Origin of the sequence: Candidatus Poriferisodalis sp., from assembly GCF_965204125.1 — a bacterium.
Taxonomy (GTDB): domain Bacteria; phylum Actinomycetota; class Acidimicrobiia; order Acidimicrobiales; family Poriferisodalaceae; genus Poriferisodalis.
The window spans coordinates 1,322,030-1,337,158 of the sequence record NZ_OZ241968.1 but is presented as its reverse complement, the minus strand read 5'-3'; the positions used below and the strand labels follow the sequence as shown (position 1 = coordinate 1,337,158).

Sequence of the window (15,129 nt, the reverse complement as noted above, 5' to 3'; positions counted from 1 at the left end):
AACCAGCGAGTTGTCCACAGGCCTCGAAATGATGGTGAGGCACGCCCCTACTTCACAGAGGGGGTGTGACAGCAATGGTCTCGGGATCAGTGAGCCTGCCGCGAATTCAGCTCGCCTATGTGTGGGTGCGGCAGCGCAGACAAGCGGCGGACAGGCTCGCGGACCTCCGCTTGGCCTGCTAGTTCAGCGCGACGACCTCGACGTTGAAGGTGAACGACACGTCGGGGTGCAGCGCTGCCGAGACCTCGTGCGTGCCGATGGTCCGGATCGGCGCCTCGATCGTCAGCTTGCGGCGATCGACCTCGGCCCCCGTTCGGGCCGTCATCGCCGCAGCGATCTCCGCGGTCGTGACCGATCCGTAGAGATGCGTCCCCGAGCCAGCCCGGGCAGCAATGGTCACACCGTCCGCGACCAGTTCCTTGGCGACACGCTCGGCTGTCTCGCGCTCGCGCAGATCACGCGCGGACCGCGCCCGCGCCATGGCCGCTGCCTGGCTGACGGTGCCGTCCGTCGCTCGCAAGGCCAGCCCGCGCGGTATCAGGTGGTTCCGGGCGAACCCGTCGGCCACGTCGATCACCGATCCGGCAGTGCCGACACCGTCGACATCGCTGCGCAGCACGACCTTCATGCCTGCTCCCCCGCCACGGCAGCCGGTGCAGGGGCAACGACCTCGTCGAGATGCTCGTCGACCACGTCATCGCGGTGTTCCCGCTCGTCGCCCGCCGGGCCATCTGCTCGATCGACAGGCGGGCGACGGTCGTCGCCCGGCCGCTGGCCGCGCCGCTTGTCGCCCCGCCGCTGTGTCATCGGCCGGCGCGCGTACTCGATCAACGCCATCTCCCGGGCCGTCTTGATCGCCCGGGCCACCTCGCGCTGCTGCTGGCGATTGTTGCCCGAGACACGCTGGGCCCGGATCTTGGCTCGCTCGGAGACAAACGACCTGAGCAGCTCGACGTCCTTGTAGTCGACGTAGGACACCCTCGCCGTGGTGAGCGGGCTGACCTTGCGACGACGCGGACGGCTCCGCAGGTCTTTCGCGCGGGCCCGACCGGTTCGCTTGCGTGGTGGCATTAGAACGGTTCCTCCTCAGGTGACTGCTGTGGCGCGCTGTCGCCGGACTCCCAGGTGCCGCCGCGTCGCTCGCGGGATCCTCCCCCGTCGCCGGCCGCGCCTCGCGGGATCCGGGTGATCTCGGCCGTCGCCCAGCGCAGCGATGGCGCAATCTCGTCGGCAACGATCTCCACAACGCTGCGCTGGTCGCCGTCTGGTGTCTCCCAGCTGCGCTGCTCGAGCCGCCCGGTGACAACCACGCGGTTGCCCTTGGCCAGCGACTCGCTGACGTTCTCGGCGAGTTCGGCCCAGCAGACGACGTTGAAGAAGCTGACTTGCTCCTCCCAGTCGTTCGTCTGGCGGTTCATCCACCGCCGGTTCACGGCTACGCCGAGCACTGCCCGGGCGCGGCCGGTCTGGGTGAATCGAAGTTCAGGATCGCGGGTGAGATTGCCCACCACGGTGATGGTGTTGTCAGCCATGACGCCTCCGCTTAGTGGCTGTTGGTCGACCCCTCGTCGAGCAATCCGCGCCGATGCGCTTCGTCGTCGGGGAGTCGGATGAGCTTGTGGCGGACGACGTCGTCCGCGATCCGCAGATACCGCTCAACCGGGTCCATCGCGCCGGGCTCAGCCCGCAGCTCGATGACCGAGTAGTAGCCGCGTGTCTTGTGGTTGATCTCGTACGCAAAATCCCGCAAACCCCAGAAATCGAACGAGGCCACCTCGCCGATCTCTGAAATGCGGCCCTGGACTTCGTCCATGGCCTTGCGGGCTTCGGCGTTCTCCAGGTCACCGTCGCAGATGACCATCAGCTCGTACGCGCGCAATTGGGGGCGACCTCCTGTGGACCCGCCGGGGCGGGGCCCCTTGCGGGGCAGGGATGTGTTGCTGCACCCACCCTGCGAACCCGGCCCCAATGAGCAGGCCCGCTGCAAGCGTCGCAGACGCCTGTGGCTGGACGGGCACGCAAATGCCCGTGGTGCGCTCGCAACGCTAGGCCCCGCGACCAATGATCACACCCTGAATTACCTGCGCGTCACCGCGCGCAGACGCCTCTCAGGGCGGATGCTGCAGGGGATCCAGCACTGCCGCGAACAGCTCACCGGTCGCCGGCGCAAGGTCGATCTCTGCTGTTTGGGGCCTCCCAGTGATCCGCACGGCAGCGGTGTAGTGCGTGGTCCAGCCAGCGAACCATGCGTCACCAGTGCCTGTCGAGACTCCGGCGCGGCCGAGCGCCGGCACGCCGGAGGGCAGCGTGAGCGTGTCCATGCCGGCACGCAGCTCAGTGATCGACGTCGATGCGGGGACCAAGGTGCGTTCCATCGGCCATCGATCGGTGTCGCGGTCGGGCAGCGACCGACTCGGCGGGATGTCGCTCGCTTCGAGCACGATCCGCGAGGTGCGCCGCTCCCCGCCGGTGGCGACAACGCTGAACGCCGCCGCAACCTGCGACACGTCGCCAGCTCGCAGGACGGTGCCGGCAGATGTCTCGTCGTCAACGTCGTCGGCGATCCACGCCCCCCAGACATCTGCTGCCGGACCGAGCAGATCGCCGAGCGGCCGTGGCTGCAACCCGGTGTCTGCCTCGACGTCACCTGACGTCGAGGCGCTGGCGGCACTCACGAGCACGCGCACATCGCCACTGCGATCCAGCACGGCGATTTCGGCGCCAGCCACGAGGCCGGCCATGCCGTCGAGCTGGGCGCGAACGGCCTGTACCGCGGCGCGCTGGGCGGGTACGTCGACGCTGGTCGTGACGTGCAGCCCGCCAGTGACCACTCGATGAATGCCGTACCGCTCGACGAGCTCGACATATGCCTGCCCCACCGCGGCCGTCAAGCCCGCCTCAGCGATGAGCATGCGGACGAACCCGCCCGCCGCAGCGTCGACGGCGCCGCCGTTGGAGGCGCCCACGCCGGCCGCGCCGACACCAAGAGCGGCCGCCGGGCGAACGCCGGCAGGCACAGGTTGGGATCGCCCCGTCGCCAATTCGTCGGACGTGAGCAGGCCGTGCTCGTACATGGTCACGAGCACCCGGTCGCGATCTTCCCGGGCAGACCGGAACCGGTCGTCGGCGGGACCCGACACTGCATCGACGCCCCACGGGGCGTCGACCAGCGACGCTATGTAGGCCGCCTGGGTGACGGTGAGATCCGATGCGGGGATGCCGTACCAAGCGTTGGCCGCGGCATGAACTCCGTAGGCGCCACGGCCCAGGTACACGATGTTGGCGAAGCGCTCGAGAATCTCCGGCCGGCTGAGCTGACGGCCCAGCCTCAGCTCTGCCAACAGCAGGCGTGCCTCGCTCGCAGCGCCGTCGTGGGGGTCGTGGACGGTCTCGAGATACCTGCGCATGATCCCGTCGCGCGCCGGATCCGGTTCCTCCCAGAGTCGCCGCAGCGCCGCCGCATACGCCCCGGCATCGACGCCGTCACGCTCCAGAAAGCTCGGGTCCAGCACCACGACCATGGCATCGACGAGTGCCGGCGCCATGTCTTCCAGGCCCAGCGATGCGTGCGGGACGCTCGGGCCGATCTCGGCGATCGGTGTCCCGTAGCGGTCATAGAGCACGCTCGGCGCCACCGACGCATGCTGCGGTGGCGAGGGGAGACTGTCCAGCAGCCGGCTTCCGGTGCCTACCGCAATCGCCAACGCCAGCACAAGCCACAGGAGCCATCGAGCCCAGCGCTGGCGAGCGGGCATCCGGCGCAGAGTACCGCGAATTCGCTGGCCGCTCGGGTCCGGGACTCAGCGGCGGCCGACCGATTTGTACGCTCGACGCAGTGACATCGAACCCCGCGGGACCGACCCCGGCTCGGGGGCCACAGCCGGGCGCACAGGTGCTGAGCAGCGATGACCGGCGAGAGCTCCTGGAACGAATCGAACCGCTGGCGGCAGCATTCGCCGGCGCGGGACATCGGTTCTTTCTCGTCGGCGGACTCGTCCGCGACGCGCTGCTCGGTCACGGTCTGACCGGCGACATCGACATCACCACCGACGCCGTCCCGGATCGGATAGCGGAGCTCGCCGCCGGCTGGGCAGACACCGTCTGGGATCAGGGCAAGCGTTTCGGCACCATCGGCGCGCGCCGCGGCAGCACGACCGTGGAGATCACTACCCACCGGGCCGAGGCCTACGACAGCGGCTCGCGCAAGCCGCACGTGCGTTTCTCCGACGATGTCGCGACGGATCTGAGCCGTCGCGACTTCACCGTCAACGCCATGGCGATCGAACTCCCCGATTGGTCGCTGCTCGACCCGTTCGACGGCTTGACAGATCTCGCGGACGGTGTCCTGCGCACGCCATCGCCGCCAGAGGGCTTGTTCGCCGATGACCCGCTGCGGATGCTGCGGGCGGCCCGGTTCAGCGCGCAGCTCTCGCTCATTGCTACGCCGGAACTCGTCGCGGCGGTGCGCAGCTCGCGCCCGCGGTTGGCCATCGTGTCGCGCGAACGCATCGAGGCCGAGCTCACGAAGCTGCTCGAACTGCCTCAGCCCGCCGCCGGCGTCCGCTTCTTGGACGACACGGGCCTGCTGGGAGATCTCCTGCCGCCATGGCGGCATGCCGATGCCGCAGTGCCGGCTGCCGCGCTAGACGACGTTGCTCATCTCGGCGACCTAGTCGCCCACCGCTGGGCCATCCTGCTCGGACCCGTGTGCGACGAAGCCGCTGCAGCCAGATGCCTGTCTGCGCTGCGCTGCGACAACGCGACCCGCAGGAAAGTTGCAGCGATCCTCCGCGCGATCCGAGCACTCGAGGCTGGCGCCACACCTGCGGGGGCAGCAGTCGGAACCGACCACGCGGCTGCGCGACGGATCGCACGACAGCTGGTCGTTGATCACGAGCCGGAGCTGGACGCAGCAGTCGCCAGCTTGGCTGGCTGGGGCCGGACCGTCCACGAGCCATTCGCCTCGTGGCTGGCCGAGGTTCGAGCGGCCGAAGGCGACAGTCTCCGACGCCTGCCGATCGACGGTCGTCGCGTCATGGAGCTGCTCGGAACCTCAGGCCCGGCAGTCGGCGAAGCCCTGGAATGGCTGCGCGCCCAGCAGATCGAACACGGCCCACTCGATGCCGAAGAGGCCTGCGGGCTGCTCACCGCCTGGAACCAGAGCCGCGAGCACTAGGGGCCGGGGGCATTTGAGCCCGCGCACTAGCGTGAGCCGCGTGGCGCTCCAGCCTCGCATCGCACCCGAACCCGCCCCGGCTGTCCCCGGCTCGGTCGACTATCGGCTCAGGCGGCGCCGCCTGCTCGCAGATGTGGAGGCAGGCGTGGTGTCACGTGCCGAGGCCTGCGATGCCCATCCGGACCTGCTGCGGGCCGCTCGCAACGCCGCCCCGCCGCTCGGCCGACGCTGCCCGCTGTGCCCCGACGGCGACCTGCGGATCGTCGGCTACGTCTTCGGCCCGCGCATGGGCAGCGGCGGCAAGTGCGTGCTCTCAGACGCAGAACTCCAGCGGGTCGCCCGGCGCAACGGCAACTTCATGGCCTACGAGTTGGAGGTGTGCCCGGAGTGCGGCTGGAATCACCTCATCCGGAAGTACCCGCTCGGCGCCGGCTGATCTGGCGCCCGCCGCCACGGCTGCAGCGGCCCGGTGGCAGCAGTGAGAGTTTCTGGCATCCTCCGGTGAATCCTGATCGATGAACTCAGTAGGTGACGATGAAGTTTCAGCTTGGCGACCGCGTGATCTACCCCCACCACGGTGCTGCGGAGATCATGGCCCGCGAGGAGCGAGACGAATTCGGCGAAGTACGCGAGTACCTGGTGCTGAAGACGGCCCACGGGGAACTGACCGTCAAGGTGCCCGCCGACATGGTCGACGAGGTCGGCATGCGACCGCCGATCGACACCGATGATGTCGAGGATCTCTTCGAGCTGCTCGCCAAGAAGGACGTCCGCGAACCGGCCAACTGGAGCCGGCGCTTCAAGAATCACCAGGAGAAGCTGAAGTCCGGCGACATCTACCAAGTCGCCGAAGTGGTCCGGAACCTCGCATTGCGCGAGAACGCCAAGGGTCTCTCGGCCGGCGAGAAGTCGATGCTGGAGAAGTCACGGCAGATTCTCGTCTCGGAACTGTCGATCAGCATGGACGTCACCGAGGACGAAGCCCGCGAACAAGTGGAATTGCGGCTCGCCGGCTGAGCGAGCAGCGATCGGGCGCCACAATGCGCCGACAGCAGGGCGCCGCAGCGGCAGCAGCCGGCATCGGCGTCTCACGCCTGTCAGGTCTGGCTCGCACAGCGCTCGTCACCAATGTTCTCGGGATCGGCACCATCGGCGATGCGTTCGCCGCCGCGATGCGCATCCCGAACTTCCTCCAGAACCTGCTCGGCGAGGGTGCCTTGTCGGGCGCATTCGTTCCCGCCTATAGCTCGCTGACCGAGCGCGATGAGCGCGCAGCGGGGCGATTGGCCGGCGCCATTGCCACATTCCTGGTGGCAGTCACCGCGACCGCTGCGCTGATCAGCATTTTTGCCGCACGGCCCTTGGTGCGACTCATCGCCTGGGGATTCGTGGGCGAGCGCTTCGAGCTCACGGTCACGCTCGTGCGCATCACGGTGTGCGGCACGGCGTTGGCAGTGCTGAGCGCATGGTGCCTGGGAGTGCTCAACAGCCACCGTCGCTTCTTCCTCTCCTACGTGGCGCCAGTGGTATGGAATGCGACCCAGATCGCCGTGCTGGTCGGCGTGCTTGCATGGGGTGTGGCGGGCGCCGACCGCGCCACGGCGTTGGCCTGGGGCGTGACTGCGGGTGCAGCGGCGCAAGTGCTCGTGCAGTTGCGGGGTGTCTGGCGGGCCAACCCGCGGATCACCCTGAACTTCGGTTGGCGGGAACGGCAAGCAGCCGGGGTCATGAAGCGGTTCGGGCCTGCGGTGGCCGGTCGCGGGGTACTGCAGATCTCCGCCTTCTTGGACCTCGCGCTGGCCTCGCTGCTCAGCGTGGGAGCCGCAGCAGCGATGGCCGCCGCGCAGACGCTGTACCTGCTGCCGCTGAGCCTGATCGGCACCAGCATCGCCGCCGCCGAGCTGACCGAGCTGAGCCGGACCCGCGAGCCCGCCACGATCGCCGAGCGCACGTCCGCCCGGCTGTGCGCGACTGCGTTCGGCGTCTCCGGCGTGGTGGCGGTCTACTTCGCGGCCGGCGGCCCGCTCACCGATTCGGTGTTCAATCTCGCTGGGCTGCGCACCGCCATCGCAGACGACGACATCACTCTGATCGCCCTGGTGCTGGGCGCCTACTCGCTCGGATTGGTGCCGCTCGTGGCGTCGAGGCTGTGCCAGAACGTCCTGTTCGCCGCACGCGACACGCGCACGGCGGCCACCATCGCAGCGATCCGGCTGGCTGTCTCGCTGGCGGTCGGCGCGGCACTGATGCTGCCGCTGGACCGGGTGCTCGTGCTCGAGGGCGCCCTCACCGGATTCGGCGACATCGACCTGTTCTCGCTGGAATCCACCTGGACGCTGCTGGATGCGGGGATCCGATCAGATCCCGCACTGCCGGCCCGCCTGGGCGCGGTAGGTCTGGCGCTCGGTGCCGCGGTGGGCGCTTGGGTCGAACTGGGCTTGCTGCGTCGGGCGGTCATGCAACGGCGCTCCGTCAGGGCGGGCATGACAACGGGGGCCGACTGGCCAAAGGGGCGGTTGTTCGGGGGCGCAATTGCGCGTCACCTGGTGCCGGCAGTCGTGACGTTCATTGTCGGTCTGGGGGTCACGCTCGTGCTGGCACCAGTGCCGTCCGTGCTGCGAGTCGCGGTTGCCGGCTTGACCATGGCGGGAGTTCACCTCGGCTGCGGGCTGGCGCTCCGGCTGCCCGTGGCCCGAGCACTAACTTCGCAACTGTCCCGCGTGGCGCCGACGCGTGCGCAACGGCCACGATGCCGACGCTGACCAGTCCCCCACCGACGACAACCAAGGAGGCTGAGCCGAAATGACAGCGCAAGCCCCAGTGCACATCATCACCGACAGTTCCTGCGATCTCAGCGAAGAGGTCGCTACCGGCCTTGGCATCACGGTGGTTCCGTTGGAGATCCGGTTCGGCATGCAGTCGTTCACCGATCGCGTCGAGCTCACCACGGCTGACTTCTGGAAGCGCTGCCGGACCAGCGACGAGCTTCCGTCCACCGCCGCGCCCTCCCCCGGTGCCTTCGCCGAGGCATACCAGCGCGCCGCAGACGCCGGCGCGAGCGAAGTCGTCGTGATCACGCTGAGCGGGGATCTCTCTGCAACGATCGAAGCCGCGCAACAAGCGGCGTCAGAGCCCCCGAACGGGCTCACCTGTCATGTGGTGGACAGCCGAACGGTCAGCGCCGGTCTCGGGCTGCTGGTCATCGCTGCCGCCGAACTTGCCGCCACCGGCGCCGACGGATCGCAGATTGCCGATGCCATACGGACCTCAGCGCAGCGGGTCCGGGTTCACGCCGCTCTGGACACGTTGGAGAATCTGCGCAAGGGCGGCCGCATCGGCGCTGCGCAATCTCTGCTCGGCTCGGTCCTGTCGATCAAGCCCTTGATCACGGTCACCGACGGCCGCGTCGAGCCGGCGGGCAAGCAGCGAACACGCACTCGAGCACTCGCGCACCTGGTCGACCTCGTGGCCGCAGAAGGTCCCAATATCTCGCAGATCGCGGTGATGCATGCCGACTGTGACGATGTCGACCATTTTGTGGCACGGATCGCGCCGCTCACCGACGCGGCGCCCAGGGTGATGCTGATCGGTCCGGTCGTCGGAGCGCACGCAGGTGTCGGCACCATCGGCGTGGTCTTCGTTACGAAGGAGTGACCGACACCGGCTCGAACGAACGGTACGAGCGGCACGAACTGCTGCAGCCGGGCGCAGTCGAGACGTGGTCCGGCTTGGATCGCACGCTCAATCGACCGGTCACGATCCGCCGGGCAACTGCCGACAGCGAGATAGGCCACCGCCTGCGCCTGCAGGCCAAAGCACTGGCGCGGGTGGAGCACCACGGTTTGCTGCACATCCTCGACACCTACGACGAGGCGGACCATTTTGCGATCGTCACCGAGCAACTGCCTACGAGGATGCTCACTGACGAGCTCGCGGCACCCAACGGTGACACCAGGCGCCTGGCGGCGGCCGAAGCAATCCGCGTTGTCATCGCGGTGACCGAGGCGCTGGCCGTCCTGCACAGCGCAGGCTTCGCCCACGGCGGCGTCGACGCCGACTACATCGGGTGGCGCGCCGAGGTGGGATGGGTCATTCTCAACGGCCCGCCTACAGACGATGCCGTCACCATTCCCGCTACACGGCGCGCTGATCTGGCTTCGATCGCTGTGCTCGCGCACCGACTCATCGTCGGGGCGGCGCCTCAGCGGCGGCCGGATGGCACTTGGGAGCTCGACCCAGTCGTGCCCGATGTCGTGGCCCCGGTGCTGGCACGGGCTATCAATGCGTCGGATCCATGGCCCGATGTCCCGTCGATGCTGCTCGCGCTGCGGTCGGTCGTGGAGGAGCTGCCGACAACCGACGGCGCAGGCGCCGATCGCAGGTCGGTGTGGCAGGCAGAGCGGCACTGGCTTGCACCGGTCGGCGTCCTGGTAGCAGCAGCCGCCACGCTCGTCGGGGTCGCGCTGGTCATCGGGCAGCCGTCCGATCCCCCCACGGAAACATCGCCGTCCCCCGTGACTGCAGCCCCAGCCGCTGGCACGCAGCCAGTCGTCACAGTGGTGCCGTCGGCAACTGCGGCCGCGACCACTGTGACCGACGCGCCGCAGACGGCGCCGACAGTCCCGCCAGCACCGACGACGACTCAAGTTCGTCGCGCACCGATCCTGCTGGAATCCATCACCGACTTCGATCCGGCAGGCGACGACCGGATCGAGCACCCCGAACGACTCATCTTCATCAACGACGGCGATCCGAGCACCGGCTGGAGCACCGCGCGCTACAACACCCGGGACTTCGGCGGGCTCAAGGACGGTGTCGGGCTGATCGTTGTGCTGTACGGCGATGAGCCACACTCGGTAGAGCGCCTGTTGATCGATTCCCCCACTGTCGGGTGGTCCTTCGAGCTGTACGCATCAAGCGAGCGCAATCGCACCTTGATCGATTGGGGAAGCCCGGTGGCGACAGCCCAGGACATCACCGGTTCCACAACGCTGGAGGTGCCATCTGCCGAGGCCGCTGCCCTGCTCGTATGGATCACCGATCTCGGTGACGAGTTGCCCAACGGCGGGCATCGGGTCACCGTTTCCCGCATCGAAGTCACCACCACGATCCGCGGGGCCGAAGCACCGCCCAGCACCGACGCCGTGACCCCCTAGCACGACTCAACACGTCTATCTCTCCGCTCTTGTTCGCTGGCGCTCACGGGCCGCTCGGGCCACGGCTTCGCCCTGTGCCTCCCGCTCTTGTTCGCTGGCGCTCACGGGCCGCTCGGGCCACGGCTTCGCCTCTGGCTCAGCCTCTAGGCTTCCGCCGATGATCTTCAGGCGGGAGACGGGCTCCGGCGAGACGCCCGACGACAGCATTGACGCGGCCGTCGCTCGGTTTACCGATGCCGTCGACGCCGTGCGCGGCCGGACGAGCGGACCGCTGATCACAGCTGCGCGAGCGCTGGTGTACGGCCTAGTGATTGTCACCGCGGCGGTCGGTGTCGTGGTGCTGGTGGCCATTGCAGCGATCAGGGCACTCGATATCGCGGTGCCGGGCGACGTGTGGTCTGCGCACCTGATCGCCGGCGGCGCATTCGGCGGTGCCGGAGCATTGGCGTGGTCCAAGCGGCGACCGCGTGCAGCGAGGAGAACATGAGCGGCAGCGCTGGGTCTCCTGCCGCCGCTGCGCACGACGCCGAGCCTGCTGACGCCGCTCCACGCGACGTCATCATCGTCGGAAGCGGCCCGGCTGGCCTCACCGCTGCCATCTACACCGCACGGGCTAACTTGCGGCCGCTCGTGATCGAGGGCGAGCCGTCTTCCACGAGCGACCAGCCCGGTGGACAGCTCATGCTGACTACCGATGTCGAGAACTATCCCGGATTTCCCGACGGCATCCTGGGTCCTGACTTGATGGCCAGCTTCCGGGCTCAAGCAGAACGCTTCGGAGCCGAATTCCTCACCGCGAAGGCCACCAAGGTCGACTTTGGCGAACAACCGTTCTCAGTATGGGTGGGGGACACCTGCTACCGCGGCCGCACGGTGATCGTGTCCACCGGTGCGCAGAGCTTGCTGCTCGAACTGCCCCATGAGGAGCGTCTCATCGGTCACGGCGTGTCCACGTGTGCCACCTGCGACGGTTTCTTCTTCCGGGGTCAGGAAATCGCGGTGGTGGGCGGCGGTGACAGCGCCCTCGAAGAGGCCACCTTCCTGACGCGTTTCGCAGCAAAGGTGTACGTGGTGCATCGACGCGACGAGTTGCGCGCTTCGAAGATCATGCAGGATCGGGCCTTCGCCAACGAGCGGATCGAGTTCCTGTGGAACCGGCAGGTGGTGGAAATCCTGGGCGACGAGCGCCTCGAAGGCGTCACGCTCGAGGACACGCAGACGAAGCAGCGTTCGCCGCTCGACATCTCAGGCCTGTTCATCGCGATCGGGCATCGACCGAACACTGACCTGTTCGCGGACTGGCTCGACCGCAAGCCCAACGGCTATCTCGTGACCGAAGCCGGCAGCGCGCGCACGAACATCGAAGGCGTTTTCGCCTGCGGCGACGTCCAAGACGATTACTACCGCCAAGCAGTGACAGCCGCCGGCTCAGGCTGCCAAGCGGCCATCGACGCCGAGCGCTGGCTCGAAGCGCAAGGTCACTGATCGCGCCGTCAACCGCCATCGACCGAGACCGCAGCGGTAGCCTCGCGGCAACCACGAGATGAGGAGCCAGCGATGGCCGAAGGTATATCCACCTTGGACGACAGCACGTTCGATGAGACCGTCGGCAGTGCTGACAGCCCTGTGCTGGTGGATTTCTGGGCCGAATGGTGCGGACCGTGCAAGATGATCGCCCCCATTCTCGAGGAGATCGCATCGGAGCACGACAACATCCGCATCGCCAAGGTCAACGTCGACGAGAGTCCCGACCTGGCCATGCGCTTCCAGGTGATGAGCATTCCGACGCTCATCATGTTCCGCGACGGCGAACCGGCCAAGCGTCTCGTCGGCGCCAAGCCCAAGAGCGCCCTGCTGGCTGAGATCGGCGAGTTCCTCTGATCCGACCGTTCGGCATCGGCGCGGCAGGTCCGCACGTTCGAGACCTCCAGCATCGGCTGACCGCTACTGGACACTGGCACGGCCCGATCACCGGCATCTTCGACGCAGCGACTGCGGAAGCCGTCAAGGCCTTCCAGGCCCAGCGCTCAATCGATGTCGACGGGATCTGCGGACCCGAGACATGGGGACTGCTGATCGAGGCGGGCCAGCGGCTGGGAGACCGCTTCCTGTACCTGCGTACTCCACCTCTGCGGGGTGATGACGTCGCAGAGGTGCAACGGATGCTCAGCACGCTGGGTTTTTCGGTCGGGCGCATCGACGGGATCTGGGGCCCGCTGACCGCTGCAGCACTCGTCGATTTCCAGACGAATATGAGCTTGGGCGGCGACGGCGTCTGCGGTGGCCGAACCCTCCAGACGCTGCAGCAGCTGGTGAGGCCGCTCGGCGACGCATCGGTCGTCGCTCACATCACCGAACGGCAGCGCTTGGAGTCCGCCGGCGGCCAGCTGATCGGACGGCGCATCGCCGTGGGCGAAGCCGGCGGACTCGAACCGGTCACGGCGTCGGTGCGGCGCGAGATCGGGCGCGACGGCGCCGAAGTGCTGACGGTTCACCATCCTGATTGGTCAACACAAGCTGCGCAGGTGAACCGATTCGGTGCAGCCGTCTATATCGGCTTCGAGGTCAAGCCGGCCGCGCCCTCGGTCAGCTATTTCCAGGGTCGTCACTTCGTGAGCCGCGCCGGCCAGAAGCTCGCCGCCGACATCGCGGACGGGCTGGAACCAATGTTCGGTTCTATTGAAACGAACGGCATGGGGCTGCCGATGCTGCGTGAGAGTGCGATGCCCGCCGTGCTGTGCAGGTTCGAACGCATCGACGCTCTGCTGGAACGAAACCGGGAAGTGGCCGACGTCGTTGCCCAGTCGACCCGAGATCTGCTCGCTGATCAGCCCGTCGCCTGAGCTCAACGCAGTCTTCTCCCCATGTTGTCCACAGCTAGTGGACAACAAGTTCAGATTGAGGCTGCAAATCTCGGCACCAGCGCCTTTGTCATCCAAAGCTTGAGCCCGCCGGCAAACACCGCTCAACCTTCGAGGGTTGCCCGAAGGTTGTCGGTCAACGCCTCGTAGAGCCGGCCGAGATCCTCCATGTCGGCGAATCTGATGACAATCTGACCCCCTTGGCGGCTGAGTTGCACCTCCACGGCAGTCGTGAGGGCGGCCGCCAGCGCTGATTCGACCTCCAACACCGCTGCCGGACGATCCTCGGCAGCCGGGGCCGGCGCTGCGGGCCCGTCGGTTGGCTGATCCGGCTTCGACTCGCGTTCTGACGGCGCTCCGAAGGATCGAACTTCCTCTTCCACCGTGCGTACTGACCAGCCTTCATCCACGGCGCGCTCCGCGAGCAGTTCGAGCTCGACGGGGTCATCACAGCCCAGCAGTGCACGGGCGTGACCGGCGGAGAGTTCTCCGTCCAGCAAGTAGCGCTGCACGCTCACCGGCAACGACAAGAGCCTGAGCGAGTTGGTGACCGCCGCACGGCTACGGCCCATGCGACGTCCGAGCTCGTCGTGGGTGACGCCAAAGTCATCGATGAGCTGCCGGTACGCGGCCGCCTCTTCCAAGGGATTGAGATCGGCCCGGTGAACGTTCTCGATCAGCGCGTGCGTGAGGCTGGACTCGTCGTCCGCGGCGCGCACGACGACCGGAATGGTGTCCAGACCGATGCTGCGCGCCGCTCGCCAGCGACGTTCGCCAGCGATGATCTCGAAGCGGCCGACGATGCCCGTCTCGCGCACGACGATCGGCTGCAAGACCCCGATCTGGCGAATCGAATCTGCCAGAGTGTCCAGTGCTTCGGTGTCGAAGTGCTGCCGGGGTTGCAGCGGGTTGACTTCGACGGCTGAGACGGGCACCTCGCGATAGGCCGATTGGCCGGTGGGGATGAGCGCACCGAGCCCTCGCCCGAGTCCTCGTCGAGCGTTCATGTGGGGGCTCCTTCACGACTGACCGGCGAGATGCCAGCCGGATCTGCCTGCTCCTGTTCCCAGTGCTCATTCGAGGCGGGATCACGAGCCACGCGGGCACCGGCTGTCCCCGGCTGCCCGTCGCGCTCATGAATTTCCCGGGCGAGCTCCCGGTAGGCCACGGCGCCACGGCTGTTGGGCGCGTACACCGTCACCGGCTGCCCCACGCTCGGGGCTTCGGACAAGCGCACCGTCCGCGGGATCACGACCCGGCACACCCGATCACCAAAGTGTTGCCGCACATCAGAGACCACCTCTGCCGCGAGCCGTGTCCTGGCGTCATACATCACCATGACGATGGCGCTGATGACGAGGGCGGGATTCAGGCCCTGGCGCACCATCTCCACGTTGTGAAGCAGCTGGCCCAGCCCTTCGAGCGCGTAGTACTCGCACTGGACAGGCACCAGGATCTCGACTGCCGCACTCAACGCATTGACGGTCAAGAGTCCGAGTGACGGCGGGCAGTCGATGAAGATGTAGTCGTAGTCGTCAGTGATCGGGGCGAGAGCGTGCCTGAGTTTCAACTCGCGGCTGAAGGCAGTCACGAGTTCTATCTCCGCGCCAGACATCTCTAACCGTGCCGGTGCCACGTGGAAGTTCTCGATGCCAGTCGGTTGGATGCAGTCGGCTATCTCGGCTGCGCCGAGCAATACCTGGTACATCGAGGTACCCACCGCACGCGGATCGATGCCGGCGCCAGTAGCAGCATTGCCTTGTGGATCCATGTCGACAAGGAGCGTCTTCTGGCCCGAGTCGGCGAGCGACGCACACAGATTGACAGCCGTCGTCGTCTTGCCGACGCCGCCTTTCTGATTCGTCACCGCAATGATCCGGCCCATGCAGTCTCCGTTCATTGACGCTGAGAGTCAGCGTAGGCCACTCGCGAACCT

The 15,129-nt window shown here is 67.4% G+C and carries 17 protein-coding genes and 1 pseudogene; 11 read left to right on the top strand and 7 right to left on the bottom strand.

Annotated features, from left to right (window positions below; all coding sequences use genetic code 11):
- Positions 1-178: 178 nt before the first annotated feature.
- The 5 genes from rplI to ACOGXD_RS06260 all read right to left on the bottom strand — a co-directional run bounded on the left by rplI (position 179) and on the right by ACOGXD_RS06260 (position 3,755).
- Positions 179-628 carry a 50S ribosomal protein L9 gene (gene rplI / locus ACOGXD_RS06280; protein WP_419917040.1) on the bottom strand — a complete coding sequence of 150 codons (450 nt, stop codon included), beginning with the start codon at positions 626-628 and terminating at the stop codon, positions 179-181.
- Complete coding sequence (gene rpsR, locus ACOGXD_RS06275) at positions 625-1,071, bottom strand: 30S ribosomal protein S18 (RefSeq protein WP_419917039.1); 447 nt, start codon at positions 1,069-1,071, stop codon at positions 625-627. The genes rplI and rpsR overlap by 4 nt, the downstream gene beginning before the upstream one ends.
- Positions 1,071-1,532: a single-stranded DNA-binding protein gene (ssb, locus tag ACOGXD_RS06270; RefSeq protein ID WP_419917038.1), complete on the bottom strand. Its 462-nt coding sequence runs from the start codon at positions 1,530-1,532 to the stop codon at positions 1,071-1,073. Before ssb ends, rpsR begins: the two co-directional genes overlap by 1 nt.
- A gap of 11 nt (positions 1,533-1,543) precedes the next feature.
- Complete coding sequence (rpsF, locus tag ACOGXD_RS06265; protein WP_419917037.1) at positions 1,544-1,879, bottom strand: 30S ribosomal protein S6; 336 nt, start codon at positions 1,877-1,879, stop codon at positions 1,544-1,546.
- A gap of 229 nt (positions 1,880-2,108) precedes the next feature.
- Positions 2,109-3,755 carry a transglycosylase domain-containing protein gene (locus ACOGXD_RS06260; protein WP_419917036.1) on the bottom strand — a complete coding sequence of 549 codons (1,647 nt, stop codon included), beginning with the start codon at positions 3,753-3,755 and terminating at the stop codon, positions 2,109-2,111.
- Positions 3,756-3,835: 80 nt separating this feature from the next.
- On the opposite strand from ACOGXD_RS06260, the gene ACOGXD_RS06255 reads away from it, so the two are divergent.
- From ACOGXD_RS06255 to ACOGXD_RS06205, 11 genes and pseudogenes are all read left to right on the top strand, one after another.
- Positions 3,836-5,176: a CCA tRNA nucleotidyltransferase gene (locus ACOGXD_RS06255; RefSeq protein ID WP_419917035.1), complete on the top strand. Its 1,341-nt coding sequence runs from the start codon at positions 3,836-3,838 to the stop codon at positions 5,174-5,176.
- A gap of 40 nt (positions 5,177-5,216) precedes the next feature.
- Positions 5,217-5,612, top strand: coding sequence for a DUF5318 family protein (locus tag ACOGXD_RS06250; RefSeq protein WP_323671492.1), 396 nt, complete (start codon positions 5,217-5,219; stop codon positions 5,610-5,612).
- Between the two features lie 98 nt (positions 5,613-5,710).
- Positions 5,711-6,193: a CarD family transcriptional regulator gene (locus ACOGXD_RS06245; protein ID WP_419917034.1), complete on the top strand. Its 483-nt coding sequence runs from the start codon at positions 5,711-5,713 to the stop codon at positions 6,191-6,193.
- 23 nt (positions 6,194-6,216) lie between these two features.
- Positions 6,217-7,938 (top strand): murein biosynthesis integral membrane protein MurJ, encoded by a 1,722-nt coding sequence (gene murJ, locus ACOGXD_RS06240; RefSeq protein ID WP_419917033.1) that lies wholly within the window; start codon positions 6,217-6,219, stop codon positions 7,936-7,938.
- 40 nt (positions 7,939-7,978) lie between these two features.
- Complete coding sequence (locus tag ACOGXD_RS06235; RefSeq protein WP_419917032.1) at positions 7,979-8,830, top strand: DegV family protein; 852 nt, start codon at positions 7,979-7,981, stop codon at positions 8,828-8,830.
- Positions 8,827-10,332: a hypothetical protein gene (locus ACOGXD_RS06230; RefSeq protein ID WP_419917031.1), complete on the top strand. Its 1,506-nt coding sequence runs from the start codon at positions 8,827-8,829 to the stop codon at positions 10,330-10,332. The genes ACOGXD_RS06235 and ACOGXD_RS06230 overlap by 4 nt, the downstream gene beginning before the upstream one ends.
- Positions 10,333-10,489: 157 nt before the next feature.
- Positions 10,490-10,819, top strand: a complete 330-nt coding sequence (locus tag ACOGXD_RS06225) for a hypothetical protein (RefSeq protein WP_419917030.1) — start codon at positions 10,490-10,492, stop codon at positions 10,817-10,819.
- Positions 10,816-11,817, top strand: coding sequence for a thioredoxin-disulfide reductase (gene trxB, locus ACOGXD_RS06220; protein WP_419917029.1), 1,002 nt, complete (start codon positions 10,816-10,818; stop codon positions 11,815-11,817). The genes ACOGXD_RS06225 and trxB overlap by 4 nt, the downstream gene beginning before the upstream one ends.
- A gap of 72 nt (positions 11,818-11,889) precedes the next feature.
- Entirely contained in the window at positions 11,890-12,213 is a 324-nt protein-coding gene (gene trxA / locus ACOGXD_RS06215) for a thioredoxin (RefSeq protein ID WP_419917028.1), read from the top strand.
- Positions 12,210-12,347: pseudogene (locus tag ACOGXD_RS06210) on the top strand (peptidoglycan-binding domain-containing protein); the annotation flags it as partial. The gene trxA and the pseudogene ACOGXD_RS06210, both read left to right, overlap by 4 nt.
- 147 nt (positions 12,348-12,494) lie before the next feature.
- Complete coding sequence (locus ACOGXD_RS06205) at positions 12,495-13,175, top strand: peptidoglycan-binding protein (protein ID WP_419917027.1); 681 nt, start codon at positions 12,495-12,497, stop codon at positions 13,173-13,175.
- A gap of 122 nt (positions 13,176-13,297) precedes the next feature.
- On the opposite strand, the gene ACOGXD_RS06200 is transcribed toward ACOGXD_RS06205, so the two are convergent.
- Together ACOGXD_RS06200 and ACOGXD_RS06195 are read right to left on the bottom strand one after the other, a co-directional pair.
- Complete coding sequence (locus ACOGXD_RS06200) at positions 13,298-14,200, bottom strand: ParB/RepB/Spo0J family partition protein (RefSeq protein WP_419917026.1); 903 nt, start codon at positions 14,198-14,200, stop codon at positions 13,298-13,300.
- Positions 14,197-15,093: a ParA family protein gene (locus ACOGXD_RS06195; RefSeq protein ID WP_419917025.1), complete on the bottom strand. Its 897-nt coding sequence runs from the start codon at positions 15,091-15,093 to the stop codon at positions 14,197-14,199. Before ACOGXD_RS06195 ends, ACOGXD_RS06200 begins: the two co-directional genes overlap by 4 nt.
- Positions 15,094-15,129 lie beyond the last annotated feature (36 nt).